This is a genomic window from Pedobacter sp. P26 (assembly GCF_050632135.1).
GTDB lineage: Bacteria > Bacteroidota > Bacteroidia > Sphingobacteriales > Sphingobacteriaceae > Pedobacter.
Genome location: NZ_CP192574.1, coordinates 3,618,088 through 3,635,451, shown reverse-complemented (window position 1 = coordinate 3,635,451; position 17,364 = coordinate 3,618,088). Strand labels below are relative to the sequence as shown.

The following is a 17,364-nucleotide window of genomic DNA, read 5'->3' as shown; positions in this document are numbered from 1 at the left end:
TTGAACCGGTGATGAATCATCGCAACAAAAACTGAACCATACATGGCATGAATTTCGCTATTCCTGAAGCTTATTACTAAACACGCCATGAAATTACTAAATTACGCCGTAGCCTGCTTTTTCTGTTGTTATCTTTTTTCCTGTTCAGGACAGGTGGAAACCAAATCTAAATCCAATGACTCTTTAGCTAATGAAATGGTTAATGCATTCAAAGGCAAGAGTCTGGAAGAAATTAATGAGTTATTAAAAAGTAATTCCGAACAAATTGAAGGGCTTTTAAATTAATGGATACACGGCTGGAGATAACTCCTGCGAAAAGTAGTAATCCATCTTCTATTGAAGGCGTTATATCCGGACCTGCATTTACAATTAGCCCGGAGAAAATCATAGGACCTGCGCTTAATGAAATGGCTAAGCACTATGAGTTTTCACAAAAGATCTTCCCTGAAGGTTCGGTTATCACAACATCTCTTAAACCAGGCTATACCCCCGTTATTCAGGATCCTATAGGAAAAGACGGATCTACTGTTTTACGAAGTGAATTTATAGTGCATGGTTTATATTTTCATGACCATTCCAGTTTAAAAGACAACATTGGATCGGCAGACAGTCATGAAAATATTATGATTAAGGGGAGAAAGCCAATAGACAGCCTTAAAGCAACTGTAAAATATACCTATATCACTAAGATGGAAAAGGTGATATTGGATGAGAAACAGACAGAGAAAAAAATTGGTGAAGGTACTATAAAACTTAAACAGCTGGGCGACGGTTCGGCAACCTTTACCTATAACGGGCCTGAGGGATATCTGCTATCAATAGCAGGAATGGATACGCAAGGCAGATTGATTGATCATAATAGTTCGGCTACTAACTCAATTCCTTCAGCTGCTAAACGTAAATTTCTGGACGAACTTAATGAAGTTCTAAAATCTACAACGAAGAAGATCGACGCAGGGAAATATAAAAACGTGGATGAATTAATTACAGATCTAAAAGCTACCTTACCTTCATCAATCACTGAAAAAGATGCCGCTGAAACCAATTCCCAGTTGTCAAATTATCACTTTTATCAGGATATTTCCAAGATTGTGGTTTATTATGCTGCGGCTGTTAAAACGGTTGAATATCAGGTGACACTGAGAAGTGAGGATATTATAGCCACTGGTCTTTCTATAGGAATTGGTGAAAAACAAAGCGGTTATGGAATTGTACAGGCAGACGGCAGTTGGTTAATAAAACCTTCTTTCAAAATCCTTCATGCTATAAATCCATTTTATTACGGAACCTGTGAGGAGTATACTGCTGATGAAAAATGCGAATACTTTAGATTGGATGCGAAGAATAAAAAAATGATTCCATTTGAGCAAAGCAAGCTAAAAGGTTATGTACTGAAGCGTGCTTTAAATGCAAATCTGGTTCTTTTTCAACAGAGAAATATCGACCCCGCAAAAGTCTATGATAATGGAGTGATGGATAAAAATGGCAACGTTATCATGAAACCGGTTTACTATGACGTATGGATTGCAGGAAATTATCTGATTACCGCAGGAGAGAATGGGAAAACCAGTGAAGGAGAATTTGGTTTATACACACTAGCCGGTAAGCCAATTATTCAGGGAAGTGCCCAGCCAATCGGTAGTAAAGGTAATTTCATCTTTATTGAACAGGAGGGTAATCCGAATGATGGGAATAAAAAATATAAGTTACTGGATAACCGCTCAGGAAAAAGTTTTCTGCCTGAAGGGACCTTTGCACTAGAGACGAACTATGTTGGCGATGCCCTGCTGGTGAGCAATGGCAAGGGCAAATACCTGATGGATAAGAATAAAAACAAAAAGGCTGATCTATCTGAATATGTGGTAATCAAGCAATTTGTAGGCAATTACGCACTTGTAAAGTCGAAAGCAGGCTATTGGGGAGTGATTAACAATGCCGGAAAGCTGGTAGTAGCCTGCGCAAATACAAGTTTATCACCAGTATACAATGATATTACGCTAATTACCGATGCACAGGGGCCTGAAGGTAAACAGCGAAACGGATTGTTAAATATTGTAACCGGCAGAATGATTGTACCATTAATGTACAGAGGAGACAATGACGTAGCCTCTGTACATGGAGAAGCTTCAACAACCACATATTACATAGCTGGCAAAAAATTTGATGCTTTTGGCAAGGAAATGGAAAACTAAAGGCTGTGTAATAAATATAGAATTGTCATCCTGAGGGATAATTTATTGTATAAAAATCAATATGAATGGACAGGTGGATCTCGAAGTATCATTTCGACCGTAGTGGAGAACTATGTTAAAAGATCTCTCCACTTCGCGTTGCTGCGGTCGAGATGACGACCATTCCCTTGGAGTCTGGGAATGGTAGCTTGTCGAAGAACCTGTTGTAAATGCCTTACCAGGCATTTCTGGCTGATATTCCTTTGTGCCAGATAGATCAGTTTCAGCAGGATCAAGCAAAAAAGTTGGAGGCAAGCTTAATATCCCTTTTTAACAAGAATCGATCACACGAAATATCAATAATCAATATTTCCATTCTCCAGGTGGGCGATACGGAATATTTCTCTGGAGATAATGGCAATATTTTCTTTTAGCTCATCCAGCGAGCAGTTTATGGTGCCAATAGGAATGGGCAGTTCCATAATTTCTTCCAGAAATTCTATTTTTAATGAACAGCCTGGAGTATCTTCTGCGTTGCCTTTTAGCAGGGAGAAAATTTCGCTGGCTTCTTTTTTGTCTTTGCCAAGAGAAAATTTGCCATAGGTGATCTTTCCACCTGGTCCCTGAAGGCTGATATTGATGGTGAAACGGGTTTCCATAGCTAAACTGTTGTATTTTTTCTAAATAGACTGGAGTACATGATCAAATAAAAAGTGCCGCATGTAGCGGCACTTGGGAAATTATTGTATCTCAATCTGTCTGGAGACTGCTTTAGCTTCTTCCTTTTTTGGAATGTTAAGTTTGAGTATGCCATCTGTATAAGCGGCCTCGATACGATCAACATCAGCACTTTCCGGAAGGGTAAATGCTCTGGTAAATGAAGCGTAGCTATATTCCCGTCTGTTATAGGTTTTACCCTCATTATTGTTTTCGGTATGCTGCCCGGTAGAAATGCTCAACATATCCCGCTCTACGGATACCTTGAAATCTTCTTTTTTAACCCAGGTGCCGCCAGTTCGATGTGGTAAGCTTCATTTGATTCGGAAATGTTGACTGCAGGTACGCTGTTTAAGCGACGGTCGTTAAAAAAAGTATCGCCTAATACTGATTCAAAGATGTCATTAAAGCCTGGCAATAATGAACTGTTCTTTTTTCCGGATTGAATTTAACCAATGTCATAGTTTTTCTCCTTTTAATGTTTTAATAATAAATGGACTATAAATCAATTAATTTAACACTTTAACCTTCTTTCAAAGGTTACATCTCTGGTTAATCAAGCGCTGTGCCAGGGCGTTCAAGGCAGGTTTGCGAACGGTTTTACCTGAAAAATTTTCATTTTTTATGAAAATTTTTCAGTGCATTGCTGAAATTTTTTCAGTTTTACCCTTCTGTGCCTGGCCGCTCTTAAATGAGCGAAATGAAGTAATTTTAGCGTTAATGGCTCATTGCAGTTCAGCGTATTTTATTTGCTTTCTCCATTTTTACTTATTCTTAAAGCATTTCAGCAGGCAGCATCGGATAATAGCAACCAAAACCGGATATATGATGCGGACAATATCTTTTTCGAACCCCTGCCTGGCTGCTCAATTCGCCAATGCACCATAAATTAACATTAGGGTGTACGTTCAAAGTAGATGATATGGTTATCGAAGTTACCCTGATAAGGATTCCCTTTTGCCCGGAAACCATTGGCTACAAGAAATCGCTGACTGCTGGGGGTTGCTGTGGTAGAAAATATAATACCATGATAATCACTGATTTTTCTGAGTAACATCCGTTTTAATGTGCTACTGATTCCCTTTTTACGAACTGATTCACGGGTGAACGAATAACCGATTTCTAAAAATGGTTTGTCTATACCTGCGATAATACCAGCTTTTGTATACACTTCTTCCAGGTACGATGGACATGGCCTTTTAATAGCCGAAATGCCGACCAGTTTTTTTCCATTGTAGCAGAATGCAAGAAACGCTGCATTGAAAATCTTTAAGGGCAGATCAACAGGCGAAACTTTATTTCCCTGTCTCAACAATAAATAGAAGTGATGGAGCTGGATCATCGAACAATCATAGGGTCTTTTGATTTCAAAATGGCAATTGCGGAGAAAATTCGGTTGCTCATGATAGTCCTGATCAAATACCAGGTCGGTAGATATATTGTGGTTCATCAGAATAAATTTAGGTAAGGGTAGGAATGGCTGGTTTTTACGGCAGCTTATTTGTTTTTGATACTTAATGATGTACGTAAAGGACCTGATAAGGCAAGCATTTCGCACACTTTATCATTCCAGTCTATCAATGCATCTTCAGGTGAGGTTCCAAGGCCCGAAACATCGTGTTCCTCTTCAAAGGATAATACCGCATAAAAGCAATCACCATCCTGATATACGGAGGGCTTAAATTGCATCACAAAAGTGGGTAATCTATACCTGTTATAATCAAAATCTACCAGTTTTCCTGGTATCGTTCTGGCTTGCTGTTTCATCGCTTAATGTCTTATGGAAACATTGTTATTTACCTGTTTTTTACTTGTTGTAAGCAAACGTACCTGTAAAATAGCCAACCAATGTTTTCTTAAGGTTAGCTGATTATTGTTTGTTTGTTAAGTGTTTGATAGCGTTGTGTTCTGGAGGAAAAAAATGTTGGTTATATGTTTTCCGAAGGCTGGGGAGAGTAATGTCGTATCCTCATTTGTAAAAAAAGAAAACATTTTTTTAAAAGAAAGTTGCAGAGCTTTCCTGTTACTATGCGGCAGTAAATAAAGATATTCAATTTTTTAACAGAGATGTGATGAATGTAACGACAATAAAGATAAATTTTCTGCTGTACTAATCCTTTTTAATATAGATGCAGTCAGATACAAGTATACTTCCGTTCCTGAGGTGTGCAATGCGGAATATTCCCTGGAAATAATGGCAATATTTTCTTTTAACTCATTCAGCGAGCAGTTTATTGTGCCGATAGGAGTGGGCAATTCCTTAATTTCTTCCATAAATGCTATTTTTAACGAGTAGCCTGGAGTATCTTCGGCGCTACCTTTTACACAGTATCAGATAGCATGCGGCATGTACATCAGCCAACAATACGAATTGTTAAAAAATGTTAAAATATTTTGAAAAAAAAACAACTTTTTTTTGTTTTGAAGCCTCATCAGATAAGAAGATCAGAAAACATTTTTTAGAGCAATTATTAACATTTTGGTTTAGATTATGTCACTACAATTACTACCCAAACCCTTGCGGAAAGGCTTATTTCGCACATTTTTATTAATCATTTTTTTTGTGGCGGCCAAGCCACTTTATGCACAAAATCAGGAAACTCCGAAAGGGACATCTGAGTTTTCTGCCAAGCTGATTAACATCGAATCGGCTGTTAATGAACCGTTCCGCTTTTCCACTTCACTGCACAATGGATCAGCCAGCCAACAAGTTTACGAACTGAAGTCGGAATTGCCCATAGGATGGCAGATTAGCTACCGCGTAGATGGTAGCCTGGTAACCTCTGTTAATTTAGCAGGCGGCCAAACGCGGGAGATCGCCATCGAAATTACCGCATCCAATAACGCGGCTACCAGAAAGTACCTTATTCCTGTAAAAGCGGTATCCTCTTCACAGACGCTGCCATTACAACTGGAAGCGGTGGTTAAGGGATCTTATGGTGCCAGCATCGGTACGCCTGGCGGAAGGATGAGTGAAGAACTTACGGCTGGTTCTCATCAGGATATTGAGCTTGAGGTGCAAAATACGGGCACCTTGCCTTTATCCTCGCTGAGTATTTCTTCACAACTACCTACCGGATGGGAAGCAAGTTTTTCGCCAAGCCAGATTGAAAGACTGGAAGGTGGTAAGAAGGCGACCGTTAAAATGATGCTAAAAGTGCCGGATAAAACAATTGCCGGAGACTATAGTGCCACCTTTACCCTGGGCGGTAACAATGCCAATGCTCAGGCCCCCTTTAGAATCTTTGTTAAAACCTCTGTACTTTCCGGCTGGATTGGTATACTCATTATTGCACTGGCAGTTGCAGCAGTATATGTGCTCATCCGTAAGTACGGTCGTAGGTAGCCATTTTTTAAGAAACCTTAAAATCTTCAACCAGAAAGATGGAACCAATCATAGATTTAAAGGACCTGTGCAAAAGCTACGGTTCGCATGTTGCCGTTGATCAACTCAGCCTAAAGATTCCTCATGGCGAAATATTCGGGTTGCTGGGGCCAAACGGTGCGGGTAAGACTACCAGTATACTGATGATGCTCGGCCTGACTGAACCCGATAGCGGCACGGCCATTGTTTGTGGCCATAATGCCACACGAGATCCTATTGAAGTAAAACGAAAAGTGGGCTATATGCCCGATAATCTTGGCTTTTATCCACAGTTAACCGGTCTTGAAAACCTGGTATATATGGCAAGGCTAAACGGGTTGGCTGAAAAGGATATGATTGAAAATGCCCGTCGGTTCATGGAATTGGTAGGGCTGAAGTCAGCTTCAGATAAGCTAGCCTCCAGTTATTCCAGGGGTATGAAGCAAAGACTGGGACTGGCTGAAGTGCTTATCAAAAAACCGGAACTAATCATCCTGGACGAGCCTACTTTGGGATTGGATCCGAGCGGGGTGAAGGAGTTTCTTGAACTTATCAAATCTCTGCAGCAGGAACAAGGCTTAACTGTATTGCTTTCGTCGCACCACCTTCACCACGTTCAGCAGGTGTGCGACAGGGTAGGTATATTCGTGGATGGAAAGTTGCTTGCTACCGGGGATTTGCCTGCACTCTCCCGCGAGCTCTTCGGAAACACAGGTGTAGAGACCAGCATTGATCTGACTCAAATACCAGTAGATCCTGAGGTGCTAAAGGATAAATTCAGTAGTTTTCCGGAGTTTAATAGTCTGACTATTAACGGTGTGAGCCTGAAATTTAATACCACTGAAGACATCACCCCAAAACTTATTCGCATGCTTATCGAATCAGGTGCAGACATCCAGGCTGTAAGCCAAAAACAATATGGACTGGATGAGATCTATGAGAAATATTTCGAAAAAAACACAAATTTAACCCCAGAGCATGAAAGCGCTTAGCGAAAGCCATTATTGGGCAACAAACAAAAATAATTCAAAAGAAACTTACCAGCTCAGTCCTTTTAAGGTGATGGTGAGAAAAGAGGTATCAGATCACGTGCGTAGCTGGCGTTTTATCCTGCTGCTTGCTTTAGTAGTGCTCACATTTTTTGCCTCATTGTACATTTCCATGTCTAACATCCGGGCAACCTTTACCAATACCAACGATCCTGATCATGCGTTTTTTTACCTCAAGCTGCTCACAGCCACAGATGGTTCTATGCCACCTTTTCATGTCCTGATGAGTTTTTTAGCACCATTGCTTGGTATCACTATGGGTTTCGATGCCATTAATTCCGAACAGAACAGTGGTTCGCTGACAAGATTGTTAGCCCAGCCTATATACCGCGATAACATCCTGCTGGCTAAATTTTACAGCGCAATGCTCATTATTGCAACGCTGTTTATTGCCCTCACCTTGCTGATGATTGGCGGGGGACTGTTTGTTACCGGGGTAAGGATTGAGCCTCAGGAGTTTCTGAGAATTCTTGCCTTTGCCTTACTCACCATGGTTTATGTCGGTTTTTATTTAAGCCTGTCTATTATGCTTTCGGTTGCTTTTCGCCACGCCGCCACCTCAGCCTTAACTGGGCTGGGCATCTGGTTGTTTTTTACGGTATTTTATCCGATTGTGGTTAATCTGGCCATCAGGGCTTTTTTACCAGATGCAGCTTATCTGACCCAAAGTGAGACTATGGCCTACAATGAGTTAATTCTGAGTATCATGCGTATTGCCCCGGGGCAGCTATACAGCGATGCTGCAACGACCATGCTAATGCCATCTATCAGAAGTCTCGGGCCATTGAGTATGGAGCAGCTTTCCGGAGCCATTCCCTTGCCGCTTCCGCTACGGGAGAGCCTGATGATTGTGTGGCCGCAACTTAGCGGACTTCTGGCAGGCAGCATTGCTTGTTTTGCGGGCTCTTATTATCTTTTCATGCGTCGTGAAATCAGAAGTTAATGTCCGGATGATTGAATAAAATAACATTCCTGTTTAATTTCCGATTCCAAATCGAATGTAGTTGCCCAAAATGCTAATAGCCAGATCAGGGTGATCGCTTGGCTTTCTGCTCAATCCGGTTTTGGGTAGCTAACATTTAACTTATAATTTTTTGTTTTACTGACCAGATCCTGCCCAAAACAACCTCAATTCGATCATCAATCTGTCTTTGAATAAGATTAAAATTTTCGGCTGTTAATCTTTTTGGCTTAACCATAGTCAGATGTATTATACAGGTGCAAACGATGAAGGTTAAAAAGAAAGCTTCGAATACATTAGATAAAACCGGAGACGAGGAGGATAAAGGCATCTTCCCCAAAAGGATGATATTTTTTATTCTTTTGCTCAGCGCGCTACTAATGATCCTGATCTTGTTTAAAGCTTAATTTAGATCAGTTCATAGTGATTTAAGGCATCGCTGGCTGATCCTGAAGATAAAAGATCAATTCTCCGCCCTGAACCAGCGATTGATGTGTAATTTGATTTTTGGTAAAAGATTTTCCGTTTAAAGTGATTTTTGAAATGAAAATAGATTTTTTAGTCTTTTTGAAGGTTGTTATGGTTAATTTTTTGCCATTGTTAAAGGATATTACCGTTTGTGTAAATAAAGGACTGGTTAACTGGTAGTTTCCTGAAACAGGATCTACCGGATAAAAACCCATCGCTGCAAATACATACCATGCTGACATTTGTCCGGCATCATCATTACCACTTAAACCGCCAGCCCCCTCATCATACTCTTCTGCTAAAATACGCGATACCTGTTGTTGGGTTTTCCAGGGAGAAGTGGTGTAATTATACAAAAAGGGGATCTGGTGACCAGGCTCGTTACCGTGCCAATATTCCTTTTTGCCGAAAAGGGAATCCAGTTCATTTTCGAGATTTTTACTTCCGCCCATTAATTTAATCAATCCAGGCATATCATGCGGTACGTAAAAGGTGTATTGCCTTGGGGTTCCTTCCGTAATATAGGGTTCACGGTGGTCAGGATAAAAGGGCTTATACCAGGTGCCGTTTGCAAAGCGACCCCTGGCCATTCCCACCTGTTGATCGAATACATTTTTATAATTAGAAGCCCTCTCCATCAGTTGTTTATAGTCCGCAGTTTTACCCAGGTCTTTCGCTACCGTAGCCAAAGCATAATCATCGTAGGCATACTCAAGCGTTCTGCTCACCTGTTCCCGTTTGTGGTAAGCATCCGGAATGCTGTCTTCCATGGGGATATAACCATATTTCAGGTAACGGTTGATGCCACGGCGGCCTTTGCCGTTGAGGTAATCGGCAGAATCGGGCATCTGAAAGGCATTTTGCCGCATCAGGCGATAGGCTTCCTTTACATTATAACCGCGGATTCCCTTATTATAGGCCGAAGCCAGAAAAGCAGTAACGTGGTCGCCAATCATGGCTGCGGTATAATTATTCCAGCAGGGGAAAATGGGTAGCCAACCACCTTGTTGTCCTTTTAACACCAAGGAATTTGCAAAATCGTTAGTTAAATCGGGTTTTAAAAATGTGATAAGCGGTAATTGTGCGCGGTAAATATCCCACATCGAAAAATCATCATAATAATTTCCTTTGGTCAGTGTTTTTTTGAGGTAATTGCCTGCAAACTGAGGGTATCCACCATCTGCATCGTTAAATAAACGTGGGTGTTGCTGTGCATGGTAAAGCGCCGTATAGAATATCCGCTTGTTTTTTTCATTAGCGTCTTTAACCTTAATCTGGCCAAGTGCCTGCTCCCAAGCCCGACTTGTTTTAGCCACAACGGTTTCGAGGCTAGCGGTGTTGATCTCGGTTTCGAGGTTACGTTTTGCTGCAGCTATGCTGGTAAAAGAAGTACCGGCGTAAATGCTAATGCTTTCTCCTTTTTGTAATTTAAAGCCAACATAGGCACCTAAATCTGTCTGGTTTTGGATAGATTGATGTGCTGAAACATGGCCACCGCTAAATACACCACTTCTTGTAAAACCTTTTTTAATGCGGATGAAAAAATAGCCGCTAAAGCCCGCAGGCTGTCCCCAGCCCTGGTAAATGCGGTGAACAGGATTATACCCCGAGATTTCACCTCTTTGGCGGTCAATTTTAATATATCCTTTACCCTGATCACTATTTGGGGTAATTAACAGGTAAATACTATCTGCATTTAGTGCTGTCACTCTAATCAGGCCACAACGCAAAGTGGCGGTAGCTTCAGTACGGAGGTGATAGCCAGGTAAATTTGTTTTGTAATAAGCAGGTGTTGCTACTTCACTATGGTGCGTATAATCAGCAGCGTAATCTGTTGGGCTGGTTTTCAGCTTGCCAGAAATGGGCATGATGGTAAAGCTACCATAATCTTGCGTACACGAGCCGCTGATCCAGTGACTAGCCCTAATGCCATAAAATTTCTTGTTATTGTAATAATAAGGGGCAAGACATTTCTTTTCCGAAAGCTGAGTTTGTGGCGTCCACTGGGTCATACTAAAGGGTGGCGCAACGGCTGGTATGGTATTAGCCAACCGTTCTGTTTTGTCTTCTATATGCTGGCTGGCTAGTGTGGTACTCGCGGATGTACCCGAAAATGGCTGCACATATTTGATTACAGATTGCTGTGCGAAGGCCTTATTGCTAAGAAGGATAAAAAGCAATGAAATACTGGTATAAAATGTTAATCGGCTAGCCCGGTTTTTACTTCGTTTTGTAAACGTTTTAATCATTTTTATATCTGAAAAGTTCATCATTGCAGCGCTTTTATGGCCTCTTTCTGGTCAATAATATTTTTAATGTATACCTGATCTGTTTTTTTAAAACGATGCTGTTATTGTATACTGTTTTTTCAATTTCCTTAACGAGATTTACTGGTGCATTACCCCGATGGTTTTGCGGTATTTCTGATACATTTCCAGTGCCACATTTACCGGGTTTCCAACAGTTTTAGTCGGGTAGTCTTTTCGCTGATTCACCCATTTCCATTCCCAGTTGCTTACTTCTTCATTAAATTGGCTGGTATTAAAATCGCTTTGCTGTTTTAGTGATTGTTCGGCACGGGCAAAGAAAAGCTGCCACCTTGGTTTATAAAAATCAGTTAACAAGCCGCTCCATTGCCTGCAGGCATACTCGTTCAAGGGGCTTTTCGCATCACCCCAAAGGGTAATCAGGTCTTTGGCATTCATTTCGTAAAGTGCTTTTTCAGCTGGGGTTTCTCCCCATTTCCTTGCATCACTTACCCATGGCCCAAGCATAAAATCTTTTCTGGTGGCCAATAGCCTGTCCATATCATCAATCAGCTGGATAAATTTGCTACTTTCTTTTTTAAACGTAAGCAGGTCTTTTTTGCGGTAGGCCGCCACCATGTTTCTTTGTACGGGCAAGGCATAATTGGCCATTACCTGTCGGGTAATATCAACCAGATCGTATTGAAAACCATCGCTGGTTTTGCAAAGCGGTGCGGCTTTTACAAATTCATCCCAGGCCGGAAGCAAATCTTTTTCCTGGTAATTTAAGGTGGTTTTTGCCCAACGGGTTAACGAATCGAAAGTAGGACGTGCCTGAATAATCGATTCTGCACCATCTCTGATATATTGATCAGCCGGAACGTTGTATACGGTTTTACGCAATATTTCCCAACCTTTTAACGCATTTACATTACTTTTTCCGTAGCGGTTGCGCACAAATTTGGGTAACCAGGTTTTTAAAGCTATGGGTTTAGACTGCCAGGCATTATCCATCATTAACTCATAAAGTACCGGATTTTGTTCTATGCCCTCCATGCTCAATCCAATACCTTTCATTTTACCACTTTGTGGATCATTGAGTGCCTCGGCCGGCGCAGTTGCCACTACATCCATCCGCCCAAAAAGGTTGGTATTGCCACCAAAATTGTGCAGCATATTCCAGATCCATGGTTTACCATAAAAGCCTTGTGTCCTTTTCCAAACCGGTTCTATTTCGGTAGCCAGGTCGAGTAAAATCATCTTATCGTTTGGTACGGCCTTTAATAAGGCCTCTGTTTGTGGCTCTTTCCAAAATTTTCGATCACTGTAGAATAACCATCCCTGCATTACCCAAATGGCTTTCGGATCTGCTTGTGCCATACCGTCGTAAATCCTTGCGCTTAGTTTACCTAAAAAACCGGGATCGGAAGAAGGTGGCTCATTTTCGTTAAAAGTATCGGCAGAGTAAAGGTGATCGGTGCCCAATAATTCAGTTTGTTTTTGCAGGAATTTCTTCCCGATCTGCGCAAACATCGGGTCTTCCGAATCAAGAATATAAGTATCGGCAAAGCCATTGGTCCAGTTGGTGGCTTTTAACTTTGCCTGTGGAAATTTATTTTTAAATGCTGCGGGAACATGTCCGGTAAAGGCAGGCAGTACCGGTTTCATTCCCAGCGACCTTTGCCGTGCTAAAATTTTCTTTTGCAGTTCAAAGTGACTTTTCATCCAGCTTACCGGAAGCGGACCAGCCCAGCCATCAATATTACCCATCCAAAACCAGGAGAAATAAGCAGGACCGGTAAAAAAACCTTTAAGTTCTTCATCCGAAAAGCCCATTTCTTTGTATAAAAGGTACCAGGTATATTCTTCGCCGGTAATGGCGAGAGGCATGTTAATACCATGTAGTGCCATCCAGTCTATCTCTTTTTCCCAGCGCGGCCAATCCCACCAGCTCATACTGTAATTAAAAGTACAATAGTTTAAATAGTAACGGTAATCGTAGGGTGTTTCCTTTCTTAATTTCGTTTTTACAGCAGGCAGGGTAGCAGGCAAATTTAAATTTGTGCCATTCCAGGTAATCTGGCAGTGGGCATATTCAGTTAAGTAATAATAAAAAGCCGAAGCCAGGGCAACACCGCTGCTGCCACTAAGTACGATCTTGTTGTTGCTGCTTTCAATTTCAAAAACATCTTTACCGTTTACTGCAGCAATACTTTTGGTAACGAATGTCTGGTGTTGTTTTGGTAAAATCCGCGCAATAAGTTGATTAGATGAGACCAGGTATTCCTGAGACCACAGGTTAGTGAACGATAGTACGAGCAGTACTATGAATAGCATTTTTATTTTCATATCAAATTTTTAGGAACCACTTTTTATCGAAGAGGAACTTTAAGCCAAACAATTGTATTAGGAGTACACCTGTCCATACGCCAGCCTGTTGCCACGTGGCAGGGATGGTATTGATAATTCCACCGAAGAGGAAGTTAGCAGTAGATTCGAAGTTGAACAGACCGTGCGCAAAAATATAAATTAAGATGGAATTGGTACCCATCCATACCATGGGCATGCACCATTTTTGATAACTGCACACATCGATAAAATAATAGAAAAGTGCAAAAAGTATGATGCTCCAGCCGCCTGCAAAAAGTACAAAGGTGCTCGTCCACATGGTTTTGTTGATCGGGAAAAAGAAGCTGCCAGCGAGTGCAATTAGCAGTAGTGTAATACCCGCAATGATTAAATACAATACTTTTTTATTTGGATTGGGGCATACTGTTTTATCCTTTATAAAGCTGCCGGTAAATATGCCCAGCATGGCCGAGCAAATGGCCGGTATAGTACTCAGTAAACCTTCCGGATCGTAAACTACACGGTGAAGCTTGCCTGGAAGCAACAAACGATCTATATAAGCTGAAAGATTGCCCTCTGGCGTAAATATACCACTGCCAAAGCCTGGAACGGGTACAAAGCGCATGATGAGGTAATAGCCAGCCAGGATAGATACAAACCAGATGACCTGTTTTTTAAGTGAGGTATTCAGATAAATTAAAGCAGCAAAGAAAGTGGCCAGGCCGATACGACCCAGTACACTGGCAAAACGGATCTGCTCATAACCTTTCCATTGCAGCATGCCGTTAACTACTGCACCCAGTAAAATTAAAATCAGGGTTCTTTTAATCAGGGCATAATAAATTTTACCTGTTGATGCCTGCCCGGTCTCTTTTTCCATGAAATACTTCTGATAAGAAAAAGGCATAGATACCCCCGAAATAAAGATAAAAAGCGGGAAAATAAGATCGTAAAAGGTAAAGCCATTCCAGGGCGAATGGTGCAGCTGGTTGCTGATGCCTACTAAAATCTTTTCGAACAGGGAAAGGTTTGGGGTGCTTGCAATGGTCCAGTTGTACGGATCCCGTATCAGTGCATGGTCTTCTTTAATGCCATTGGCCAATCCATGAAAAATACCTTCGCCACTCACAATCCAAAACATATCAAAGCCACGTAAGGCATCCAGCGATAGGAGCCGCCTGGGTTTATTTTCAGGGGATGCTGTTGAAGATATGGTACTGGTTGTTTTATCCATGGTACAGATGGCGCTTATTTGGATTATTTTTTAATGAGTGTGTTATAAATAATTTCACCCTGATCGTTAATGGCTTGTACGCGTAATTGGTTGTTGCTAACCGAGAATAACATGAAGCCATATTCAGATGCCACCATTTCGGCATCGGTAATGAGTTTTACTGGTGTTTTTTCAGAAGCTGAACCAGAAATAAAATAATGTGTTTTTCCGGCAGGTTTAATATACTGCATACTGTGTTCGTGACCGGTAAGATACACATCTACGCCATATTTTTCAAAAGTTGATTTTAAGGAATTACGCACAGCTTTGGTATCATATGCACTCGGTGCGGCTGCCGCCTGTATAAATAGGGTGGTGGCCTACAACAATTTTCCACTTAATTGCAGGATCAGTATCGGCCAGTGTTTTAGCTATCCAACGTTTCTGTGCGGTGGTATCTTGTCCTTTAACATTTGGGCCATATTCGGCATTGCTGTAAAATTCGGGTATAAGCGGGTTGGTATCAATAAAAGCAATGAGTACCTGGTTATCGAGGTCTCCATTGATGGGAAATTTCTTCGCATAATACCGGGCCGGCATTTTCCACCTGCGGCTGATTTTTGAATAATCTACCTGTGCATCGGGGTTTGATTTATAATCGTGGTTGCCCAGAACAGGGTACCAGTCCCATTGTAATGAAAAATCGGTATATATATCTTCGAAAGAATATTTAAAAGAAGGATCTTGTGCGCTGATTACGCCACTGGGATAAAAGTTATCGCCGGTAGAAATAATAAAATTAGCCTTTACTTCGGATGCTGTAATACCCATTTGTTTGGCTACCTGTTTTTGATGATCGGCACCGTTCCGTCCCCAATCGCCCATAGCGATGAAATTTAAGGCAGTTGGATCTCTGGTCAGCACCTTTGTTGCCGTAATATTTTGTGAAGGCCTTTTGGTTATAGTTTGAGCATATAATGAACCCGAAATAACAAGGGGGAAAATCAGTAGTAATTTTTTAATCATAAAGGCAGGTTTAAGCTGTTGCAAGTTTAGGATAAAAAAATAAGAAGAGGCTATTTCATAAATCAATTTATCTTTGAATTTTGTCACGTTGAGCTTGTCGAAACGCCTTAAAAGACACTTTCGCAAGTCCTTCGACAAGCTCGGTATGACATCTGTATTTATGAGACAACCTCTTCTTATAAATTTGCTGGATATTTCTAATTGTATCCTGGATTTTGTTTCAATTTAGGATTTAAAATTAGAGCTGAGGCTGGAATCGGCATGAGTCGGTGAAAAGTTTGCGCATCCGTTTTAAAGCCCCATGTACCTTCATACTTTCCAAAGCGTATCATATCGTTACGGTGCCAGCATTCCCAGGCCATTTCTCTGCAACGTTCTTTATATAAGTCTTCTAAGGTAACTGAGGTCCATGCAGGTGAAGTAGTACGAACGGCACGTAACTGATTTACCAATGATAAAGCAGTTTGACCTTGTGTTGGTGTTGCGCCTCTCAATATCGCTTCTGCTTTCATTAACAAAATATCAGAATACCTGAAAACCGGTACATCATTATTCTGGTTTCTGCTGGATGAGGTACTGTCACAGTAAAATTTATTATTTCTGTATCCCATATTCCAGGCAATTTCATCGTTTCCGGCATCAAAAGGTCTTGATGCATCTCTAAGGGTAACATTTGGTGTAATATCAACCTGATAGGTAAGGGCATCTGCTCCATCTGAACCGGTATAAAATTGATCATATCCTTTTTTTGTGGTAGGCACTGTTACCGGTGAGCCATCATAATATGTCTGTAGTCCTTTGATCCATTGTGCATTCCTTTTATCATTAGGATCATTGAAATTAGCATAATATTCAGGCAAGGTACTCATTGGTGCACTTGGCGTAAATTTTAAGCTGTATTTTTTCTGTAAAGAACGAGGTAAGGAGTAACGCGAATAAATCATGGTACCATTACTAAAACCCGGATCGAAAGGGATCGCAAAAATAAATTCTTTGATCTGAGGTCCATTATCTATGAAAAACATTTTTCTGTAATCGCTTTCTAAGCTATAAGGAGAACCTGAAGCCCCAATAATGGCATCGCACATGGCTACTGCTTCATTGTATTTTGGTGTATTAATATAAACTTCTGCATTCAGGTACATTTTAGCCAGAATAGCATAAGCTGTATACTTATTTGGGCGGCCATAAGTCGCTGTTCCTACCGCGCTACTTAAATTAGGCAATACTTCCTTAAGTTCTGCTTCAATAAAGTTGAAAACTTCAAGGCGCGATTTGGTTTCAGGCGGCGTTGTTTGCCCGAAAGTGGTTACAACAGGAATATTCCCCCATAAATCCATCATCATGAATAATGCCAGGGCTCTGGTAGCCCTAACTTCTGCTACTGCTGCTGTTTTTCCCGGAGATTCAGCCGCATCTTTCAGTAAGAACAAGCTTTGATTTGCTTTACTTATGGTTGCGGAAAGCCAGCCCCAGCCACTATTTACATGGCCATTATCTTTAGTCCAGGTATGCTTATGGTGGTTTTCAAATACGCCACCATCATACCAGTTACCGCCCCTGGCAGGCATAATGGCTTCATCAGTACTTAAAGACTGCATAAAGAAATAATCGGTACTCCAGTTTTGGCGAAGCTGTACATATACCTGACCGGTTAGCTGTATAAAGTGTTGGTCTGTTTGAGGAAATGTTTCAGGGGTGAGCTGTGTTTCCACTTTCAAGTCCAGTTTATGGCAAGATGTGAACAGGCTTAGCGATAAAGCTGTACCTGCTATGTATTTAATAAGATTTTTCATCTTT

At 41.1% G+C, this 17,364-nt stretch carries 15 protein-coding genes; 5 read left to right on the top strand and 10 right to left on the bottom strand.

What is annotated here, in order from left to right; translation table 11 throughout:
- Positions 1-87: 87 nt before the first annotated feature.
- Positions 88-285: a hypothetical protein gene (locus ACQ86H_RS16880; protein ID WP_431291828.1), complete on the top strand. Its 198-nt coding sequence runs from the start codon at positions 88-90 to the stop codon at positions 283-285.
- Positions 285-2,192: a hypothetical protein gene (locus ACQ86H_RS16875; protein ID WP_431291827.1), complete on the top strand. Its 1,908-nt coding sequence runs from the start codon at positions 285-287 to the stop codon at positions 2,190-2,192. The genes ACQ86H_RS16880 and ACQ86H_RS16875 overlap by 1 nt, the downstream gene beginning before the upstream one ends.
- 335 nt (positions 2,193-2,527) lie before the next feature.
- On the opposite strand, the gene ACQ86H_RS16870 is transcribed toward ACQ86H_RS16875, so the two are convergent.
- From ACQ86H_RS16870 to ACQ86H_RS16855, 4 genes are all read right to left on the bottom strand, one after another.
- Entirely contained in the window at positions 2,528-2,830 is a 303-nt protein-coding gene (locus ACQ86H_RS16870; protein ID WP_138823672.1) for a hypothetical protein, read from the bottom strand.
- Between the two features lie 81 nt (positions 2,831-2,911).
- Positions 2,912-3,133 (bottom strand): Hsp20/alpha crystallin family protein, encoded by a 222-nt coding sequence (locus ACQ86H_RS16865; RefSeq protein ID WP_431291826.1) that lies wholly within the window; start codon positions 3,131-3,133, stop codon positions 2,912-2,914.
- A 650-nt stretch (positions 3,134-3,783) separates the two neighbouring features.
- On the bottom strand, positions 3,784-4,338 hold the full coding sequence (locus tag ACQ86H_RS16860; RefSeq protein WP_431291825.1) for a hypothetical protein: 555 nt from the start codon (positions 4,336-4,338) through the stop codon (positions 3,784-3,786).
- A 47-nt stretch (positions 4,339-4,385) separates the two neighbouring features.
- Positions 4,386-4,655, bottom strand: coding sequence for a hypothetical protein (locus ACQ86H_RS16855; RefSeq protein ID WP_121283211.1), 270 nt, complete (start codon positions 4,653-4,655; stop codon positions 4,386-4,388).
- A 796-nt stretch (positions 4,656-5,451) separates the two neighbouring features.
- On the opposite strand from ACQ86H_RS16855, the gene ACQ86H_RS16850 reads away from it, so the two are divergent.
- From ACQ86H_RS16850 to ACQ86H_RS16840, 3 genes are read left to right on the top strand one after another with little or no spacing between them, the layout of a single operon-like run.
- The gene (locus tag ACQ86H_RS16850; protein WP_431291824.1) at positions 5,452-6,234 is read left to right on the top strand and encodes an NEW3 domain-containing protein; all 783 of its coding nucleotides are present in this window, start codon (positions 5,452-5,454) and stop codon (positions 6,232-6,234) included.
- A 38-nt stretch (positions 6,235-6,272) separates the two neighbouring features.
- A complete protein-coding gene (locus ACQ86H_RS16845) occupies positions 6,273-7,244 on the top strand; it encodes an ABC transporter ATP-binding protein (protein WP_431291823.1) in 972 nt (323 codons plus the stop codon).
- On the top strand, positions 7,231-8,244 hold the full coding sequence (locus ACQ86H_RS16840) for an ABC transporter permease (RefSeq protein WP_431291822.1): 1,014 nt from the start codon (positions 7,231-7,233) through the stop codon (positions 8,242-8,244). Before ACQ86H_RS16845 ends, ACQ86H_RS16840 begins: the two co-directional genes overlap by 14 nt.
- 446 nt (positions 8,245-8,690) lie before the next feature.
- Here the strand turns inward: ACQ86H_RS16840 and ACQ86H_RS16835 are convergent, their stop codons facing one another.
- The 6 genes from ACQ86H_RS16835 to ACQ86H_RS16810 all read right to left on the bottom strand — a co-directional run bounded on the left by ACQ86H_RS16835 (position 8,691) and on the right by ACQ86H_RS16810 (position 17,360).
- On the bottom strand, positions 8,691-11,003 hold the full coding sequence (locus ACQ86H_RS16835; protein WP_431291821.1) for a GH92 family glycosyl hydrolase: 2,313 nt from the start codon (positions 11,001-11,003) through the stop codon (positions 8,691-8,693).
- Between the two features lie 114 nt (positions 11,004-11,117).
- A complete protein-coding gene (locus tag ACQ86H_RS16830) occupies positions 11,118-13,313 on the bottom strand; it encodes an alpha-N-acetylglucosaminidase (RefSeq protein WP_431291820.1) in 2,196 nt (731 codons plus the stop codon).
- Between the two features lie 13 nt (positions 13,314-13,326).
- Positions 13,327-14,559, bottom strand: coding sequence for an acyltransferase family protein (locus tag ACQ86H_RS16825; protein WP_431291819.1), 1,233 nt, complete (start codon positions 14,557-14,559; stop codon positions 13,327-13,329).
- Positions 14,560-14,582: 23 nt separating this feature from the next.
- Entirely contained in the window at positions 14,583-14,861 is a 279-nt protein-coding gene (locus ACQ86H_RS16820; RefSeq protein WP_431291818.1) for a hypothetical protein, read from the bottom strand.
- A gap of 10 nt (positions 14,862-14,871) precedes the next feature.
- Positions 14,872-15,564: a metallophosphoesterase gene (locus ACQ86H_RS16815; protein WP_431291817.1), complete on the bottom strand. Its 693-nt coding sequence runs from the start codon at positions 15,562-15,564 to the stop codon at positions 14,872-14,874.
- 197 nt (positions 15,565-15,761) lie between these two features.
- The gene (locus tag ACQ86H_RS16810) at positions 15,762-17,360 is read right to left on the bottom strand and encodes a RagB/SusD family nutrient uptake outer membrane protein (RefSeq protein ID WP_138823690.1); all 1,599 of its coding nucleotides are present in this window, start codon (positions 17,358-17,360) and stop codon (positions 15,762-15,764) included.
- Positions 17,361-17,364 lie beyond the last annotated feature (4 nt).